The 18249-nt window shown below is 42.2% G+C and carries 14 protein-coding genes; 8 read left to right on the forward strand and 6 right to left on the reverse strand.

The window, feature by feature from the left end; translation table 11 throughout:
* Together LJ707_RS03435 and eutC are read left to right on the forward strand one after the other, a co-directional pair.
* On the forward strand, positions 1 to 1377 hold the full coding sequence (locus tag LJ707_RS03435) for an ethanolamine ammonia-lyase subunit EutB (RefSeq protein WP_228949335.1): 1377 nt from the start codon (positions 1 to 3) through the stop codon (positions 1375 to 1377).
* On the forward strand, positions 1374 to 2129 hold the full coding sequence (gene eutC / locus LJ707_RS03440; RefSeq protein WP_228949336.1) for an ethanolamine ammonia-lyase subunit EutC: 756 nt from the start codon (positions 1374 to 1376) through the stop codon (positions 2127 to 2129). The genes LJ707_RS03435 and eutC overlap by 4 nt, the downstream gene beginning before the upstream one ends.
* Here eutC and LJ707_RS03445 read toward each other — a convergent pair whose 3' ends face one another.
* Complete coding sequence (locus tag LJ707_RS03445; RefSeq protein ID WP_228949337.1) at positions 2130 to 2630, reverse strand: DUF4251 domain-containing protein; 501 nt, start codon at positions 2628 to 2630, stop codon at positions 2130 to 2132.
* A 143-nt stretch (positions 2631 to 2773) separates the two neighbouring features.
* Positions 2774 to 4657: a molecular chaperone HtpG gene (gene htpG, locus LJ707_RS03450; RefSeq protein ID WP_228949338.1), complete on the reverse strand. Its 1884-nt coding sequence runs from the start codon at positions 4655 to 4657 to the stop codon at positions 2774 to 2776.
* 540 nt (positions 4658 to 5197) lie between these two features.
* On the opposite strand from htpG, the gene LJ707_RS03455 reads away from it, so the two are divergent.
* Positions 5198 to 5812, forward strand: coding sequence for a porin family protein (locus LJ707_RS03455; protein ID WP_228949339.1), 615 nt, complete (start codon positions 5198 to 5200; stop codon positions 5810 to 5812).
* Positions 5813 to 5895: 83 nt separating this feature from the next.
* Here LJ707_RS03455 and LJ707_RS03460 read toward each other — a convergent pair whose 3' ends face one another.
* Positions 5896 to 7155, reverse strand: coding sequence for a nucleoside permease (locus LJ707_RS03460; protein ID WP_228949340.1), 1260 nt, complete (start codon positions 7153 to 7155; stop codon positions 5896 to 5898).
* Between the two features lie 157 nt (positions 7156 to 7312).
* Complete coding sequence (locus LJ707_RS03465; protein ID WP_228949341.1) at positions 7313 to 7915, reverse strand: bifunctional nuclease family protein; 603 nt, start codon at positions 7913 to 7915, stop codon at positions 7313 to 7315.
* 296 nt (positions 7916 to 8211) lie between these two features.
* Between LJ707_RS03465 and LJ707_RS03470 the strand changes: the two genes are divergently transcribed.
* From LJ707_RS03470 to LJ707_RS03480, 3 genes are all read left to right on the forward strand, one after another.
* A complete protein-coding gene (locus LJ707_RS03470; protein WP_370632368.1) occupies positions 8212 to 8595 on the forward strand; it encodes a tetratricopeptide repeat protein in 384 nt (127 codons plus the stop codon).
* Between the two features lie 686 nt (positions 8596 to 9281).
* Entirely contained in the window at positions 9282 to 9989 is a 708-nt protein-coding gene (locus tag LJ707_RS03475; protein ID WP_228949342.1) for a hypothetical protein, read from the forward strand.
* A 61-nt stretch (positions 9990 to 10050) separates the two neighbouring features.
* Positions 10051 to 11400, forward strand: coding sequence for a PhoH family protein (locus LJ707_RS03480; protein ID WP_228949343.1), 1350 nt, complete (start codon positions 10051 to 10053; stop codon positions 11398 to 11400).
* Here LJ707_RS03480 and LJ707_RS03485 read toward each other — a convergent pair.
* Positions 11392 to 13569 carry an FUSC family membrane protein gene (locus tag LJ707_RS03485; RefSeq protein WP_228949344.1) on the reverse strand — a complete coding sequence of 726 codons (2178 nt, stop codon included), beginning with the start codon at positions 13567 to 13569 and terminating at the stop codon, positions 11392 to 11394. The genes LJ707_RS03480 and LJ707_RS03485 overlap by 9 nt on opposite strands.
* A gap of 185 nt (positions 13570 to 13754) precedes the next feature.
* On the opposite strand from LJ707_RS03485, the gene LJ707_RS03490 reads away from it, so the two are divergent.
* Together LJ707_RS03490 and LJ707_RS03495 are read left to right on the forward strand one after the other, a co-directional pair.
* Positions 13755 to 16337, forward strand: coding sequence for a phosphoenolpyruvate carboxylase (locus tag LJ707_RS03490; RefSeq protein ID WP_228949345.1), 2583 nt, complete (start codon positions 13755 to 13757; stop codon positions 16335 to 16337).
* Positions 16338 to 16420: 83 nt separating this feature from the next.
* Entirely contained in the window at positions 16421 to 16954 is a 534-nt protein-coding gene (locus tag LJ707_RS03495) for a DUF4142 domain-containing protein (RefSeq protein ID WP_228949346.1), read from the forward strand.
* On the opposite strand, the gene LJ707_RS03500 is transcribed toward LJ707_RS03495, so the two are convergent.
* Positions 16946 to 18148 carry a DUF763 domain-containing protein gene (locus tag LJ707_RS03500; RefSeq protein ID WP_228949347.1) on the reverse strand — a complete coding sequence of 401 codons (1203 nt, stop codon included), beginning with the start codon at positions 18146 to 18148 and terminating at the stop codon, positions 16946 to 16948. The genes LJ707_RS03495 and LJ707_RS03500 overlap by 9 nt on opposite strands.
* Between the last annotated feature and the right edge of the window lie 101 nt (positions 18149 to 18249).

Below are 18249 nucleotides of genomic sequence, written 5' to 3' on the forward strand. Positions count from 1 at the left end.
ATGAGCTACCGGTATACCATAAAAGACAGAGTTTACCGGTTTAATAACCTGAAAGACTTGCTGGCGAAAGCTTCGCCATACCGCAGCGGCGATGTATTGGCCGGCGTAGCTGCCGAAACCTATGAAGAGCGTGTTGCAGCACAGATAGCTTTGAGCGATGTGCCTTTAAGTAACTTCCTGAATGAAGCGATCATTCCGTATGAAACGGATGATGTAACCCGGCTGATCATTGATAGCCATGATAAAGAATCTTTTAAATCGATCAGCCACCTTACTGTTGGCGGTTTTCGGGACTGGCTGCTGAGTGATGAAACAGACTGTAATACCTTGTACAATATCAATAAAGGGATTACGCCCGAAATGGCTGCCGCTGTTTCAAAACTCATGCGTAACCAGGATTTGATAGCCGCGGCAGGCAAATGTGAGGTGGTTACGCGCTTCCGCAATACCATTGGTTTAAAGGGGCATTTCTCCACCCGCTTACAGCCTAATCATCCTACAGATGATGCCAAGGGCATTGCAGCCAGTATTATTGATGGGCTATTATATGGCAGCGGCGATGCCGTTATTGGTATAAACCCGGCTACCGATAGTGCAGTAGTAAGTGCCAACCTGCTTAACCTGATGGATGAATTACGCCAACGTTTTGAAATACCAATACAAACCTGCGTGCTTAACCACATTACTACAACTATAGGTTTAATGGAAAGCGGGGCACCTGTTGATCTGTGCTTTCAATCCATCGGAGGTACAGAACTAACTAACAAAAGCTTTGGTATCAGTCTTGATATGATTGAGGAAGCATACCAGGCTGCCCTTGCCCTGAACCGGGGTACTATTGGCCAAAATGTAATGTATTTTGAAACCGGGCAGGGGAGTGCACTGTCGGCAAATGCCCATCATGGCGCCGATCAGCAAACCTGTGAAGCACGTGCTTATGCCATTGCCCGTAAGTTCAACCCGTTATTGGTGAATACCGTTGTAGGCTTTATCGGTCCTGAATATTTGTATGATGGCAAGCAGATCATCCGAGCGGCGCTTGAAGATCATTTTTGTGGAAAGTTACTTGGACTGCCTATGGGTGTAGATATTTGCTATACCAACCATGCCGAGGCCGATCAGGATGACATGGATAATCTGTTGACACTTTTGGGCGTGGCAGGCTGTAACTTTATCATGGGCATACCCGGCTCGGATGATATTATGCTGAATTATCAGTCTACCTCATTTCACGATGCTTTATATATCCGTAAAATGCTGGGTTTGCGGCATGCGCCTGAGTTTGAACAATGGCTGCTAAAGCATGATATTATTGATGATAAGGGCTTGCTCATATCAAACAGCCGTAATCATTTACTAAAAGCAGCTAACCTATGAGCGACGAACTGGATAAACGTAGCCTGTGGGATAAGCTGAAGGAATATACATCGGCACGCATAGCCATTGGGCGCACAGGCAACAGCATTCCTGTACAAAATTCCCTGGAATTTAAACTGGCACATGCCCACGCGCGGGATGCTGTTTACTCAAAGCTTGACGTTGAAAAATTGCATCACGAACTTGAGAAGCATGGTTTGCCAATCATCAACCTGAAGAGCAAGGCAGACTATCGCGAGCAATACCTGCAACGGCCTGACCTTGGGCGTAAAATTGATGATGACGCGTATAAACTGTTGGAACCACATAAAGGCAACTATGATATTGCCATAATTATTGCCGACGGACTGTCGGCAACGGCCATTAATCAAAATACAAGCCCCTTGCTGGATGTATTGATACCTGCCTTTGCCCTTGCAAAATACAGCCTTGCACCTTTATGTTTGATAGAGCAGGGCAGGGTAGCTATAGGAGATGATGTTGGGTCGATACTGAATGCTAAATTATCGCTTATATTGATTGGCGAACGCCCGGGTTTAAGTGCTGCTGACAGTATGGGGGCTTACCTAACCTATTTGCCTAAACCTGGGTTAACCGACGAAAGCCGGAATTGTATTTCTAATATCCGTCCGCAAGGGTTGCCGGTACATCTGGCGGCCGAAAAGATATTTTACCTCATTCAGCAATCATTGCGCAGGCAGCTATCAGGTGTTCAACTAAAAGATGATGCCGACGAAAAATATTTCCCGTAATCAGATCTGGATATCAATATTCCCCTGAAAATATATCGGGTCGCGGCTATCGCTGATGATGTTGGCCGTAGCGGTACCATTCTTAAACACATCCATAGTTAAACGACGCGCCTTACGGGTATCCTTAAAATTGATGATTACCTGCCAGCGGTCTTTTTTAGGCGTGATCTTGTAATCAAATTTGGTAGAGGTAAATTTAATGCCGCCATCTTCTCCTGCTAACGGCGCATTCATATACACACGGCCAAAATAGGGTAGAAAAGCTATCACCGAGTCCTTACGTATCTTAATATCGTAACTGTTTGCCGGGGTAAGAAAAACCTGACGACCACCCATCGGATTCATCCACTGCGCCACAAAAGTATATTTTACAGAATCGATCTTTCCTTTTACAGCCTGTTCTTGCTTAGCTTTTTTATCAGCCTTGGTATTTTGAGCGAATGCGGTATTTACAGCCAATCCTAAAAAGGCTATAAAAAATATTTTGATGAGATTTTTCATGAGAATATACCTGGTTAGATTATCTGATTAACAAAAGGTTTAACCATAAGTTGCTGTTAAACTGAATTTTATTTCAAATCTCAAACAAAAAACGGCCTTTCAAAAACTGAGAGGCCGTCTTTTAAATAGTTTATTAATGTTACTTATATCAAATTAACACTGCGGTTAACAAACTCTGTGAGCTCAGGGCCGGTTAGCAAGCCTTGTGATAACAAGGCCAGGTCAAACGCCTGTTTAGCTAATTGCGATTGCGTATCATCGCTCTCAGCATCCAGTATACGGCTGATCAGTTTATGGTTGCCGTTCACTATCACTTTATAGTTATCAGGCATGCTGCCATAAAAGCCCATACCGCCGCCCATGGCAGCCATATCCTTCATGCGGCGCATAAACTCGTCCATGGTAACCGTAACAGGCAATTCATCCGGGCTAAGGCTCTCCAACTCCACACGGTAAGCCGGTTTATTGATGGCTTTGGTAAATATATCCTTAACCCTGGTGGTTTGTTCCTCGGTCAATACGGTTTCAGGCGCGTCGTCCTTTTTAATCAGTTTATCGGCAACATCAGCATCAACACGTTTAAGAGATGTTTTATCCAGCTTTTGTTCCAGGTGACTGATGAAGTGATTATCAATAGGAGAGTTCATCAGCAATACATCATAACCCTTTTTATTGGCTGATTGGATGAACGAATCCTGCTTTGCGGCATCATTGGTATAAATGTATACCAACTGGCCGTCTTTATCAGTTTGTGTGGCTTCTACCTTTTCTTTATACTCGTTCAGGGTAAAGTTTTCGTTGTTGGTATTGCTTAACAACACAAAATCCTTGGCCTTTTCGTAAAATTTCTCTTCGCTTACAAATCCGTATTTAACAAACAAACCAATATCGCTCCATTTTTCTTCGTAGGCTTTACGGTCTTGTTTAAATATCTCGCTAAGCTTATCGGCTACCTTTTTGGTGATGTAATTGTTGATCTTTTTAACGTTGCTATCGGCTTGCAAAAAGCTGCGCGATACGTTAAGAGGAATATCCGGAGAATCAATTACACCATGCAGCAGCATCAAAAATTCAGGTACTATATCCTTCACCTCATCGGTAATAAATACCTGGCGCGAGAATAATTTGATCTTGTTGCGCTGTACCTCAAAATCGTTCTTCAACTTAGGGAAGTAAAGTACACCGGTAAGATTGAACGGATAATCAACATTCAGGTGAATCCAGAACAACGGATCTTCTGAAAAAGGATAAAGCTCCTTGTAAAATTTCAGGTAATCTTCGTCCTTTAATTCATTAGGTGCTTTCGTCCAGATGGGGTTGGTATCATTGATAATATTGTCAACCTCAATGGTTTTATATTTGGGTTTGCCTTCCTCGTCAACACCATCTTCTTCTTCCTGCTCGTTGGTGCCGAATTTAATAGGCACAGGCAGAAATTTACAGTACTTATCCAGTATTTGCTGAAGTTTGTGCTTTTCTAAAAACTCTTCAGACTCGCTGTTGATGTACAGGGTGATCTCGGTTCCGCGCTCTTCTAATACGCCATCGCCAATTTCAAACTCGGTGCTGCCATCGCAAACCCAAAAGGCTGGTTTAGCACCATCCTGGTAGGATAGGGTTTGAATCTCAACCTTATCGGCAACCATGAAAGCTGAATAAAAACCCAGGCCGAAACGACCGATGATCTCGTTCGCGTCTTTAGCTTCCTTGAATTTCTCCATAAATTCAGTGGCGCCTGAGAATGCGATCTGGTTGATGTATTTCTTGATCTCCTCGGCGGTCATACCAATACCGTTATCAGATATGGTGATGGTTTTGGCATCCTTATCAAATGCTACCTCAACACGAAGGTCATCAACCGGGCCATTGTACTGGCCTAATGACGATAAGCGTTTAAGTTTTTGCGTAGCATCAACCGCGTTTGATACCAGCTCGCGCAAAAATATCTCGTTATCTGAATAAAGGAATTTTTTGATTATCGGGAAAATGTTCTCGGTGTGGATTGAAATTGTGCCTTTTTCTTGCATAATTCTATACTATTATAATTTTAATAATGATCGGTGAACAGCAAACATCAATGCCTGTTCCAAAGTACAGGAGATTGTCAAATTGGCAGTGATAACTATGTGTGTTTTACAATATCTGATATATGTGCCAAAAACAAACAAATGAACAAGCCATAACCGAAAAGGTAAAGCACTTTTGACCGTACCGGTTTTTCTTTGATATAGCTTTTTATTAAAAAATATGATCCGGCAAAAGTGAAATAAAATAATAAAAGGAATGGTATGAGGAGTATTAAGCTTGCGAAAACAGAGGTTTCAACATATTTGCTCCCGGTAGCTTTAGCAAATTGCGTAAATAAGATAATTGATACAATTGCAATCATACCATACTTAAAATATCTTTTAGCCTTATTATAGTTTTTAAGCGGATCAGAGGCAGGGATTTGTGACATACCGGTTTAAGCGTTTTAATTTCATGCCAAAAATATCACACGTTTTTCATGTATTTGCTGTTACTTAGCACAAAATTTCAATCACTTTGTTAAACAAAATAAATCTCTCATGAAAAAAATCACACTCATGTTGGCCTTCTTTTTTGGGGCTACTTATTTTGCGTCGGCGCAGCTTATACCAAATTTTCAGTTTGGTGCTAAGGCCGGTGTCAACTTGTCAAGCTTTAGTTTATCAAATAACAATTTTGACGGTGCCAACCGTGCCGGTTACCTGGGCGGTTTTTGGGCAAGGGTAGGCGGTTTGGGTTTTCACTTTCAGCCGGAGCTTTACCTTACAGGCAAAAACGTAAAGATAGAGCAGGAAGTTGGCGGCGTAACCGCGGTAAATAACGTAAAGTTTACCAGTATTGATGTACCATTATTAGTAGGTACCAAAGTAGGTGCATTAGGTTTTGGCGGTCGCTTTTATACCGGTCCGCTTATTTCATTTAAAATCAGCGATGATCAAAGCTTTGGTAACGCTGTAGGTAACGCTGTTACGCTTACTGATATTAAAAATCAAAATTTTGCCTGGCAGGTGGGTGCAGGTGTTGATATTCGTGACCTTTCGATCGATCTGCGCTATGAGTATGGCTTAACCAAGCAAACTTATAATGATGGTGCATCAAAAGCCCGTATAAACCTGTTTAACCTTACACTGGCATACAAGCTATTCGCGTTATAATTTTATACAGAAATCATAATATAATAATAAAGGCTCCTTCAAAATAAGGAGCCTTTATTGTTTACAGAGCATTCATAAATAGTTTAAGCGTGTTCAATAGCGTGTTTAAGCGCCGCGTTGTGTTTATACTTGAATACGAACGGAAATATAACCGCTATAATCAGCGCGTAAGCGGCAAAGGTGAGCCATATGCCATGCCAGTCTTTAGTGTTATCAGCATTAGTGAAAAACCTATCGATCAGGAAACCGCTGGCCAGGCTGCCAAAAACGGCGCCAAAACCGTTAACCATCATCATGAAGAGGCCCTGCGCGCTGCCGCGAATTTCGGGTGTGGTTTGGGTTTCAACAAAAAGGGAACCCGATATATTGAAAAAATCAAACGCCATGCCATATACAATGCACGACAGGATGATCATCCACAAACCGTCGGCAGGGTTACCAAAAGCGAATAGTCCGAAACGCAATACCCAGGCCAGCATACTGAAAAGCATTACGTACTTAATGCCAAACTTGCGCAAAAAGAACGGTATAGCCAGTATGAAACCGGTTTCGGAAAATTGAGAGATAGACATGATGATAGCCGGGTACTTTACCGCCCAGGTATTTTTATAAGCTTCTACCTCGGCAAAGCCATGAATATAGGTATCGCCGTAAGCATTTGTTAATTGTAATGCCGCGCCAAGCAATAGCGAAAAGGCAAAAAAGATGGCGAAACGCGGATCGCGCAATAACTTAAACGCGTTTAAACCTAAACTGCCCGAAGCCAGCACACCGGTTGCTTTGTTAAGCATGGGCCTTGCTTTTGGTAAGGTAAAGGCATATAAACCTAAAGCCAGGGATACGGCTCCGGCGATGTAGAACTGGTTGGCCGAAGTTTCGTTACGGCTGATGCTCACCGTCCACAAGGCGGCTATAAAACCAACGGTTCCCCAAAAGCGAATGGGAGGGTAGTCTTTTACAACATCCTTTTGCTCGTTTTTAAGTGCCGAGTAAGCAACAGTTATGGATAACGATAGCGTAGGCATGTAAAAAAACATGTTAACCAACATCACCCAAAAAAACGTAACCGGGTTGGTAACCATAGGCAGGCAAAAAAGCACACAAGCGCCGCCAATATGCATTATGCCATACAGTTTTTCGGCGTTGATATATCTATCAGATATGATACCCGCTAACGCCGGCATGAAGATAGCCGAAATGCCCATGGTCGAAAATATGGCGCCAAACTGCGCGCCCGACCATTGCTTGTTTTGAAACCAATATGCACCAATGGTGAGCAACCACGCCCCCCAGATAAAAAACTGCATAAAGTTCATCAGTATTAAGCGATACTTAATATTCATAAGGGCTTGAGTAGTAGTATAAAAGTCAGTTACGTTTTTAAAAGCGGAAAGTAGCGAAATATTGCGATAATATAAAACGTGCAAATTATTAATCTATAAACATAAAACGCCGCCTGATAAGGCAGCGTTTTGTTATAACAATGTTGCGGAGAATGTATCAGGACGACTTGCGGCGATTAAGTTCATCGCGCAGTTTGGCCGCCTTTTCGTAAGCTTCATCATTCAATGCTTCCTGTAAACGTGTGCGCAGTTCATCTTCACTTAACGATGCATAGTTGCCCGCTGTTGATGTAATGGTTGGCTTTTCCTCAGCGCCTTCGTTAATGTTTTCGAGGTATACAAACTCATTGCCCTCAATAACAATACCCGCTGTTGAGAGGATAAACTCATAAGTATAAATAGGGCAGCTAAACCTTACCGAAATAGCAATAGCGTCTGACGTGCGTGCATCTATCTCCATCGTGCGCTTGCCATCACTGCATATCAGCTTCGCGTAAAAAATACCATCAACCAGGTTATAAATAATTACCTCCTGTACGCTGATGCTGAATGATTGCGCAAAGGTTTTGAACAGATCGTGCGTAAGCGGACGACTGGGTGTCATCTTCTCAATCTCGATAGCTATGGCCTGTGCTTCAAAGCTGCCGATGATGATCGGTAACCTGCGCCTGCCATTTATTTCGCCCAAAACAAGGGCATACGCGCCGGATTGTGTTTGGCTGTATGATAGCCCTACAATATCCAGCTCAATTTTCTTCATGTTGTTTCCCATCGCAAAACCCTTCGGCCCATGCCGTGTGTATTCTGTATGTTTTTATTTTAAAGGCCTTAGCTAAATTTTAGCCTGCCAAAAACTGTATAATCCTATCTGCAAAAAACGATGCGCAGGCATCTTTGTTTAAAAATTATTACAGTTATGGTTTGTTGGCAATTAACTAACTTAATTTAATAAAAATTGAGCCGAATATACAAAATTGCCCCGACAGCGCGCTGCATAAATTAAGTGTTTAGTACTTTAAACCTTACTTTTGTGCCACGCAATGTATTTTAATACTGATGCGTTCAACTTTTGATCATAAAATAATCACCAATATTATGCAGGCAAGCAGGTTAGAAAAACTGTTGGAATTTATAAAGAACGAGCCGGATGACGAATTTTTAAAATACGCCTTAGCTACAGAGTATCTCAGGCTTAATGATACAGACAAGGCGCTTGCTTATTACGAGGACCTGACAAGCAACCATCCGGGTTATACGGGCACCTATTACCATTTAGGTAAATTGTATGAGGCGCTAAACCGTAAGGATGATGCCATTGCTACTTATCAAACCGGCATGCGCATTACCCGCGAAAAGCGCGATAATCATGCCTATTCAGAATTACAGGCAGCTTATAACCAGGCTGCCGGGGTGTTTGACGATGATGATGACGATTATTAATTCAGATAACAAGCGCTGATCAACATTTTTGGACATAAGTATATTATGGCATTTTGATGTATTTCGTGAATAACGCCATTGTTCATAAACGTTAAATATTGCCATAATTTATACTTAAATCGCACTAAAACAACACATTAAAGTGTTAATTAATTTGTGCATAACCTGTTAATAAAAACATTTAAATTACACTTGACAAGCATTAACATAGTGACTATCTTAGTATTATCAAGAACGACGTATTTTGACAGCCTCACAGGAATACAGAAATTGAATCGGGCGAGCCTTCGGGGGAGCTAAAGATCAAGGGAGTACCTGAATTACATAAAGATTAAAAAACGAAAGTGATTTAAACAAAACGTGTAATTAGCGGGGTATTGCGGAAATTGTGGCGCTCTACGGAGTTAAAACAATGAGAAGAAATGACTTGGAGAGTAGTTGTAACCTGCGAAGGTATACAGCGAGGGCCGGTCGGTTAAAGATCACACAAAACTTGATGCCTTTGGGCGGCTACGGCTGTTAAAAGGTTAAAAACGGAAGCTGAATCGAACAGAGGAGGCTTCCGTTTTGCTTTTATAGCTATTTTTGCTTGATCAAGTATTATCTTTAGGTTGATTTTATTGCCTCTAAAATAAAATTAACTGTTTGATGGTTATAATGTTATCTGTTTATCAAAAACATTATTCATGAAGACCATCATCTTGTCTGTTTTAACAGCCATCACACTAACCACTGGTTTGCATCAGCAAAGCTATTCATCAACTAAAAAATATATCCACACCGTGGCACCTGCTATTGAAGGTTGGTATTTCAGGGCTATAAGCGGCTATCCGGCTGCAATTAGTTTTGAATTGGTAGTGCTATTTAAAAATGGCGAATACCTTGAGGTAGGTGATGAGCCCGTTGAAACCATCGATGTGGCCGCGTCAAAAAAATCACGGCCGAAAGCATGGGGAACATGGAAAAAAACTGGCGCTACATTTTATCTCACCAACTCGAAAAACCAAACACATGATTACAAACTTGGGGCAGGCAACTGGTTCCCGGCATTTGCATACAGTGCATCATTACCGCTAAAAAAGGGCTATGAAAAAGCCACCGGCGGAGATTATGGTAATGGTACAATAGCGTTAACCATCAACAAAATAAATTTTATTGATGCCACGCATTTTACAACAGGCAGCAACAGCGGCATATCAACGCCAAATGCTAAAGCAGGCAAGGTAACCAGCGCTAAAGGCACCTACAAAATTTCGGCACATGCCATTACGTTTACTTATGATGATGGTAAAACAGTCACCAAATCATTCGCAATGGGTGCATCAGGCTCACCGGCAAAGGCTACCAATACCATGATATTTATTGGCGGCGATCCGTTTACTGATACCGAATAATGCCGTACATATCAAAGTGGCTCTTGCTTTTCTGCAACATTAATTCCTAATTTAGTAGGATATGGCAAAGGAAGGCAGGAGCAGGCAGGCTTCACAAAAAAAGATATTTGTACTTGATACTTCGGTTATTTTATATGATCATAACGCGTTTGAGAGCTTTCAGGAGCACGATGTAGCCATCCCGGTTGAGGTGCTTGAGGAGCTTGATAATAAAAAGAATGGTAACGATACCCGTAATTTTGAAGCCCGGAGTTTTTTAAGGCTGATAGATGATGTATCGCGCGATAATCTGCTGAATGAGTGGACACCTCTAAAGAAAAAAGGGTTGGGCAGCTTTAAGGTGATCATGAATACCACGGCCACCAAAGATGCCGAGAAAATATTTGGTTCAGAAAAAACAGACCATCGTATACTTAATGCCGCGCTGAGCGTTCAGGAGGAATATCCTCAAAAAAAGGTGATACTGGTATCAAAGGATATTTGCCTGCGCCTGAAAGCCAAATCGCTTAACATTAATGCCGAGGATTACGAAACCGGCAAGGTTAAAAACGTTGGCGAGCTTTACACCGGCGTTACCGCGGTTGATAAAACTACTGAAAAATTTATCGGTCAGCTTAACAAGCAGCTAACCCTGTCAAACGGAATGCTTGATCCTGATGTGTATAAGAGCAATCACTTTTACATATTTAACAGTAAAAAAGCATCATCTGCTGCATTTTATAATGCCAATAACCAACAGCTTGAAAAAGTTACAGAGCAGCCCGTGCTCAATATCTTCCCCCGAAATACCGAGCAGGCTTTGGCCATTCATGCCCTGCTGCATCCGGATATTAAATTGGTAACCATTCAGGGTAATGCCGGTACAGGTAAAACCTTATTGGCTTTGGCCAGCGCACTTGAGCAGCGTAAGTTTTACCGGCAAATTTATGTAACCAGGCCAATAGTGCCGCTAAGTAATAAGGATATTGGTTTTTTGCCTGGCGATGTAAAATCAAAGATAGACCCTTATATGGCTCCGATATGGGATAACCTGAAATTCATCAAGGATCAATTCGCCGGTGACGAAAAAATGCAGGCCAAGATTGATGAACTGGTGAGCAATGATAAAATAACCATTACCCCGCTGGCCTTTATCCGCGGGCGTACATTGAGTAAGATATTTTTTATTGTTGACGAAGCGCAGAACCTTACCCCGCATGAAGTAAAAACCATTATATCAAGGGCCGGAGAGAACAGCAAATTTGTTTTTACCGGGGATATTTACCAGATAGACACACCTTATATGGATGCGGAGAGTAACGGCCTGTCGTATCTTATAGACAAGGCGAAGAATCATCCGCTGTACGCGCATATTACCCTGCAAAAAGGCGAGCGCAGTGAATTGGCTAATTTGGCTACGCAGTTATTGTAAAATACTGTCGGTTATTTTAATAACGTCGTTACTTATCTTATTAATAAAATCGAGTTGTTCTTTAAGCAGATTATCGTCGGCTGATGGCGGCGCGTGTTCGGCCAGGGGCTCTTCGGTAAGCTGTTTTGCTATCTTAAATTCGGCAACGGGGCCAAAAAGTTTTTTACTGGCATCATTAAGTACAGCAATACTCTTTTTAACAGATCGTATGGCATCAGGCCTTGCGCGGCGTGCCGGTTTACCCATTATTGACGCGGCAATTGTAGCTATATACGATGACAGGATATGGTTCAATACTACAAACTTATGTACATCCTTTATCTTTACCTGCTTGCTTTTCGGTTCAGACGTCATGCGTTGAAACGCTGCTGATAAATTGGCCGATTGTACAAACACATCCTTGCGGGCAAGCTTATATTCGGTTACATCAATATTATTGCCGGCTATGCTGTAACCTATCTTTGCCAGGTAATTGGCATTGGCGTTGATAACATCGCGCAGGTTCTCTTTGATTTGTTCAAACTCCCAGGATGGAAAAACAAAATAACTGGCAATAAACGCAACAGACGAACCTATTATAGTATCCAGTATACGCTCCTGCACAATATTATAACCACCTATACCTATAAATTTTAGCATGATAAGCACAAAAGGCGTCATAAATATTACGCTTACAATATAGTTGAGCCTTGTAAAGCTGTAAGTACCTATCATCAGCACAATCATGAGGCCGAACAATACGTTGTCATTACTTACTAATGCCAATATCAACACACCAATTATACCGCCCACTATGGTACCTATCAGCCTGTGGTAATTGCGCTCTTTTGATAAACTGAAACCCGGTTTCAGGATCACGATAATGGTAAGCAATATCCAGTAACTATGGTGGCTCGGCGCAAAAAATTTAGCGATAACAAACCCCACAAAGCATACTAACGATACACGCAAGGCATGTTTAAAGGCTGATGAGTTCATGCTCAGGTTATCAAAAAATATATGCAAGGCATAATCCTGATGCGTAACAAATTTTGAGTATTCTATTTTTCCTTGTTTCTCAAACAATAGTTTAGATGAGCTTGAATTATAATAATCATATATATTATGGATCTTTTGGTTCAGATCGCGAATATTGATAAGTATCTTTTTTAAAACCAACGTACTGCCGCTGCCTGCTTTATTGCCGGCTTCATCAATCATCAGTTTAATTTTTTCCAGATCTTTACTTAGGTCAAGCACCCGTTTATTACGCAGGTTGGAGAGTACCATGAAGGCCACATTGTCCACCTCGTCGGCCATTTTGTATATTACTTTATGAATAGCAGGCAAAACTTCGCTATCCTTAAAACTTTCGCGAATGTGCCCGTAATCATAATGCGTTGCCATCACCTGTTCAAACATATCAACCAGGTCAACAAATGTCAGTACTAATATCCGGCTGGCGTTGGTTGATTCTTTAACGGTTATACGGCTTTTAAATAATATTTCCCTCACCGCGTCCTGATGGGTACTTACATGTACCTGCTGGGCAACAAGCTTACGGTAGTTTTCGTCAATATCTGTATTAACATCGTAAAAATCAGCCTTAATACGTAAAAAACGGGCTATATCGCCAATACTTTCACCAAGCGTTTGCTGTGCGGCACGGTATGGCCTTATCCTAAAAAACAGCAAACTGAACAGCGTATACCAAATGCCGCCAACCAGCAGGGTTAAGCTAACCTCCAGCACTTCGCCGGGTTGGGTATCCTTACCCATCATAAAAACCATGGCCAGCAGGGCGGCTGTACCTACTGATGCTGCACGGTTACCATATACAATAAGTAGTGAAAATATAAAGCTGAACAGCGTAATTTCAACCCCGAGGGCGATGATATTTAAACGGGCAAAACCTGTTATAAGCGATACCAGGAACAGGCATATATTACCCAGCCCCATAGCATTACGTTTATGCACAACCGGGCCCGGACTATCAATTACCGACATGCACAGCGCGCCAAGCGAAAGCGTAAAGCCTATATCTAACAAACCAAACTGCAGCAGCAGCAGCGAGGGGAATAATATACCGGCCGTATAGCGTAACCCATCCGAGAAATACTGGCTGTAAAAAAAGCTTTTAACCTCCCGTTGCTGCGAATTATTAATAGGATTGGATATACTGAGTGCCACTGCGCAAATTTAAGTATTTTATTCGTTGATATTATTTATACCATTATTATGTCTTTTTGATTGATAAATGACTATAAAATTTAACAAACAAGCCGTTTTTTGCCGAATTTATTTAAATTCACGCCGATAATGGCCGCGTACGATACTGTACTGGTCTGTTTTGCCCCAAACATTCAACAATAACTATGTCCGCATCGTTAAAATTAAGCCAAAGAGAAGCAACTTTTAACAACGAAGTTGTTGCCCGCTTTGAGTTATATAACAGTTTGTTTCAAACACTTCCGTTTTACCAGGTTAAAGAAATTGGCATTTTGCTGCCATTTTTTACAGCCCATTGCGAGCAGGGAGTTAACGCCGGTTTATCGCCGGAGGAGATCATCAATTCTTTCTTCAGTAAAAACGTACCCGATATTGACCATGAAGAACAGATAAACCGGATGTTCCGCCTGTTGCAATACATAGAGCGCCAGGTTGTGCTTTTTGATGCCATTGAGGATTCATCATTCGGCAAGATAGGTCGCGCGGCGGATGCCGGTACATTACAGAGCTTATTACAGCAAGCCAACATCAGTGATCAGGCCCGTAAGGATATCAGTGAGAAATTAAAGGAAACATCGTTAAGGCTGGTGCTTACCGCGCATCCAACGCAGTTTTATCCCGGTACAGTGCTTGGCATCATGACGGACTTGATTGAGGCGCTGAAGCATAATGATATTAACACTATCGATGAATTGCTGCAGCAATTAGGCAAAACGCCGTTCTTCAACAAAACATCGCCAACACCGGTTGACGAGGCTACCAGCCTTATCTGGTTCATGGAAAATATATTTTACCATGCGCTATCAGGTATACAAACTACGCTTGAAGAAGAGTTTGATATTGATATAGTCGCCAAAAACCAAATACTTGAGCTGGGCTTTTGGCCGGGCGGCGACCGCGACGGCAATCCTAATGTTGTTACTGAAACTACCCGTTCGGTAGTTCGCATATTAAGGCAGGTATTATTCAGATGCTATTACCGTGATTATAAGGTTTTAAAACGCCGCATCACTTTCCGTGGGTTTGATAAAAAGCTGGATAGCCTTGAAAAGCTGTTATATCAAAATGCCTTTAACCCGCAGCGCGATCCGCATGATGTGCAGGACGAATTGCTTGAAATACTGAACTCGATACGTGATACCTTGATTAAAGATCACGACAGCTTGTTCCTGGACATTGTGGAAGGCATGATACGTAAGGTACGCCTGTTTGGTTGTTACTTTGCCACGCTTGACATAAGGCAGGATAGCCGCGTGCTGCGCAGCGTATTTAAATATGGCAGCGAGCAGATCAGCGAAACCGGCATTAAACCTGATTATTTTGAACTGGATGAAGCTAAAAAGTTAAAGAACATCAAATTCAACGAGGCTGATTTTATTTGCCCGGATGATGCTGACGAAATGACCAAGGATACGCTGAATACCATTCGTCTTGTCAAAAAGATCCAGCATAATAATGGTGAAAAAGCTTGTCAGCGTTTTATCATCAGTAACTGCCAGCAGGCATCAGATATTTTACAACTGATAGACCTGTTTTTGTGGAGCGGTTGGGAAAAAGACAATCTTACCATTGATTTTGTACCGCTTTTTGAAACGGTGAACGATTTGAAACACGCCGCCGATGTGATGGAAAAATTATATACCCATCCATTTTATAAGGAGCATCTTAAACAGCGCGATAATTCACAAACCATTATGCTTGGTTTCTCTGACAGTACTAAGGATGGTGGTTACCTGATGGCCAACTGGTCTATCTACAAGGCCAAGGTTGAGCTTACATCAATGGCGCGTAAATATGGTATAGATCTGTCGTTTTTTGATGGCAGGGGCGGCCCACCGGCACGCGGTGGTGGTAAAACGCACCGCTTTTACTCGTCAATGGGGCAGGAGATAGCCAACAAGCACATACAGCTTACCATACAGGGGCAAACTGTTAGCTCACAATATGGCTCGGTTGAAACCGCAAGGTTCAATATGGAGCAGTTGATACATGCAGGTATTGTATCGGCTCTGCATCCAAACCAGCACGATTTGCTTGATGCCAAACACAAAGCGCTTATAAGTGATATGGCTGATGAAAGCTACAGTTTATTTATGGCGCTGCGTGAGCATCCGTTATTTACGGAGTATCTCGAAAAGTTCAGCCCGATAAAACTGTTATCGCTGGTAAATATCAGCAGCCGCCCAACAAAACGTAATTCTGATTCAAAACTACGCCTTGAGGATTTACGTGCTATAAGTTTTGTAACCGCCTGGAGCCAGTTAAAACAAAGTATACCAGGTTTTTATGGTGTAGGTACTGCCCTTAAAAAAATGAAGGACGAAGGCAAATGGGAGCAGGTTAAAGAGTTGTATACAGGTTCGGGCTTTTTCCGCACCATGCTGGATAATTGCATGATGTCAATGTCGAAATCAGATTTCAGGGTAACCGCTCATTTGGAGAAAGACGAAAAATTCGGTGATTTTTGGAAAATGCTGAAGAACGAATTTGATCTTACTAAAAGTATGCTGCTTGACCTTACCGGCGCTGAAGTTTTAATGGCCGACTACCCGGTTGAGCGCCGCTCAATAGCTATCCGCGAAAAGATCGTGCTGCCGCTGGTGGTAATACAACACTATGCGCTTGGTTTACTTAACAAAAATGAAAACAGCGAATTAACTGAAGTTTATAATAAGCTGGCTATCAGAACAGTATATGGTATAGTTAATGCCGGCCGCAACCTGGCTTAATTAAGTATGCTTTTGTCATTCTTTTGTAAACCTAACCGGTATAAATTTGTTATGTACTAATTATACATATACAATTTTATACCATGAGAAGAGCAGTGGCCATAGGTTTACTATTTTTGGCAGTTATTGGTTTAGGGGCCTGCAAGGATAAGCGTAAGGCGCAGAATTATAATTTGCATGTTTTGGTTGATGATGACGGACTTGCTTTTATACGTAAGGCGGCCGAATCAGGTATTGCGGAGGTCGAGGCATCTAACATAGCCAAAGCAACATCTAAAAATCAGCAGGTGGTTAAATTCGCTACCATGCTTGCAGATCAGCATGCTGCTATAAATGAAGAACTGAAAACGCTGCAAACCCGCAATATGGTATCAACTAATGATACCATTAGCCTTGAAAAGCAACAAGCCATTGCCGACCTTGCCAAAAATACCGGTGTAGAGTTTGACCGTAAGTACATCAACATGATGGTGAAAGACCATGAGGAGGCGGTAAAGATATTTAGCAGCGGCACAAGTATCCGTATATCATCAGTAAATAAATTCGCTAACAAACATTTGGCCGAATTAAAAGCGCACCTTGATACAGCAAAGCAAATAAGCGCGAGCTTAAAATAATTTAAGCTGTTGTTGCATGGGTGGCCGCTCCTTACCAAAAACGGTGCGGCCGCCATATTTCCATGAATTCTGCCTTTCCTGTTCTATTACCTTTTCAAAATTCGAGTTAGGTATAAAATTCTTTTCAGCTTGCTCGGTTATTTTCGAGAGGCGCTTTATGGCCTCATTTTTATCATTATTACCCAACTTTGAGCGGTGTACAGCTTTTTGTAACACACCAATGGTTTCATCATACACCTTGATAGGTACCGGGAAGGGGTGGCCATCCTTGCCGCCATGCGCAAAGGAGAAACGGGCCGGATCTTTAAACCGCGAAGGTGTGCCATGTATTACCTCGCTAACCAGTGCTAATGATTGTAAAGTGCGTGGCCCAAGTCCTTGTAGTAACAGCAGGTCTTCAAAATCAGCAGGCTGTTTTTCATGCGCCAGCCATAGTACAGTGCCCAACCTCTTCATGTCTACATTCTCTGCCCGTACCTCGTGATGATCAGGCATAACCAGGTGCTTTATTTCGTTAAGCATTATTTCGGGCTTTTCGGCTGCTATCTGCATAATGCCCTTGCGTAACGGAGCTGCTGTTTTATCGGCCAGGTTTAATATATAACCAGTATTATGCCCGTAAACAAAAGTATGCGGATCATCAACGAAGGATTGCAGCTCCTCCGAATGCCAATGGTAACGCCTCGCGGTTTTAGTATCAGCCCGCATACCTTGCTGTACTACACACCATTGCCCGGTATCAGTTAAAATAAAGTTATGTGTATAAAGCTGAAAGCCATCCTGAACCGCGGTATTGTCTATTTTGGCGCTTAACTTACTGCAACGTACCAGTTCGGTGCTGTTAAGCCCGGTACTTTCACATACCTTTAAAAGTTCGGCAGGCGTATTGGTGGAGTGTTTGCCCTTGCCGCCGCAAATATAAATACCCAGCTCGCGGCTTAATGGGTTTACCGCCCTTTTTAAAGCACCCATTACTGATGTGGTGATACCGGATGAGTGCCAGTCCATGCCCATTACCGCCCCCAGGCTTTGAAACCAAAACGGGTCGCTTAACCTGCGAATAACTTCCTGCTTGCCATAATCGGTCACAATGTTTTCAACTATAGCCAGGCCAAGCTTAGCCATGCGTTCGGCAAGCCAAACAGGCACGTATCCATAGTGGAGCGGGAGATCGGCATTACCGGCGCGTTTCATACTAACAAATTTAGCATTTATTTATATAGATGTAGAGTATGTTCAATTATTGTTATTCGATTTATGGCTGCTAACAGCAAATACATATATTAGCATTGTAT

This window comes from Mucilaginibacter sp. UR6-1 (assembly GCF_020880975.1).
GTDB lineage: Bacteria > Bacteroidota > Bacteroidia > Sphingobacteriales > Sphingobacteriaceae > Mucilaginibacter.

What these genes read in the sequence shown, in the direction of transcription:
- LJ707_RS03445 (WP_228949337.1), bottom strand. Translation starts at nt 2,630, where the DNA reads ATGAAAAATCTCATCAAAATATTTTTTATAGCCTTTTTAGGATTGGCT.
- LJ707_RS03475 (WP_228949342.1), top strand. Translation starts at nt 9,282, where the DNA reads ATGAAGACCATCATCTTGTCTGTTTTAACAGCCATCACACTAACCACT.
- htpG (WP_228949338.1), bottom strand. Translation starts at nt 4,657, where the DNA reads ATGCAAGAAAAAGGCACAATTTCAATCCACACCGAGAACATTTTCCCG.
- LJ707_RS03470 (WP_370632368.1), top strand. Translation starts at nt 8,212, where the DNA reads ATGCGTTCAACTTTTGATCATAAAATAATCACCAATATTATGCAGGCA.
- LJ707_RS03480 (WP_228949343.1), top strand. Translation starts at nt 10,051, where the DNA reads ATGGCAAAGGAAGGCAGGAGCAGGCAGGCTTCACAAAAAAAGATATTT.
- LJ707_RS03490 (WP_228949345.1), top strand. Translation starts at nt 13,755, where the DNA reads ATGTCCGCATCGTTAAAATTAAGCCAAAGAGAAGCAACTTTTAACAAC.
- LJ707_RS03465 (WP_228949341.1), bottom strand. Translation starts at nt 7,915, where the DNA reads ATGAAGAAAATTGAGCTGGATATTGTAGGGCTATCATACAGCCAAACA.
- LJ707_RS03455 (WP_228949339.1), top strand. Translation starts at nt 5,198, where the DNA reads ATGAAAAAAATCACACTCATGTTGGCCTTCTTTTTTGGGGCTACTTAT.
- LJ707_RS03460 (WP_228949340.1), bottom strand. Translation starts at nt 7,155, where the DNA reads ATGAATATTAAGTATCGCTTAATACTGATGAACTTTATGCAGTTTTTT.
- LJ707_RS03435 (WP_228949335.1), top strand. Translation starts at nt 1, where the DNA reads ATGAGCTACCGGTATACCATAAAAGACAGAGTTTACCGGTTTAATAAC.
- eutC (WP_228949336.1), top strand. Translation starts at nt 1,374, where the DNA reads ATGAGCGACGAACTGGATAAACGTAGCCTGTGGGATAAGCTGAAGGAA.
- LJ707_RS03500 (WP_228949347.1), bottom strand. Translation starts at nt 18,148, where the DNA reads ATGAAACGCGCCGGTAATGCCGATCTCCCGCTCCACTATGGATACGTG.
- LJ707_RS03495 (WP_228949346.1), top strand. Translation starts at nt 16,421, where the DNA reads ATGAGAAGAGCAGTGGCCATAGGTTTACTATTTTTGGCAGTTATTGGT.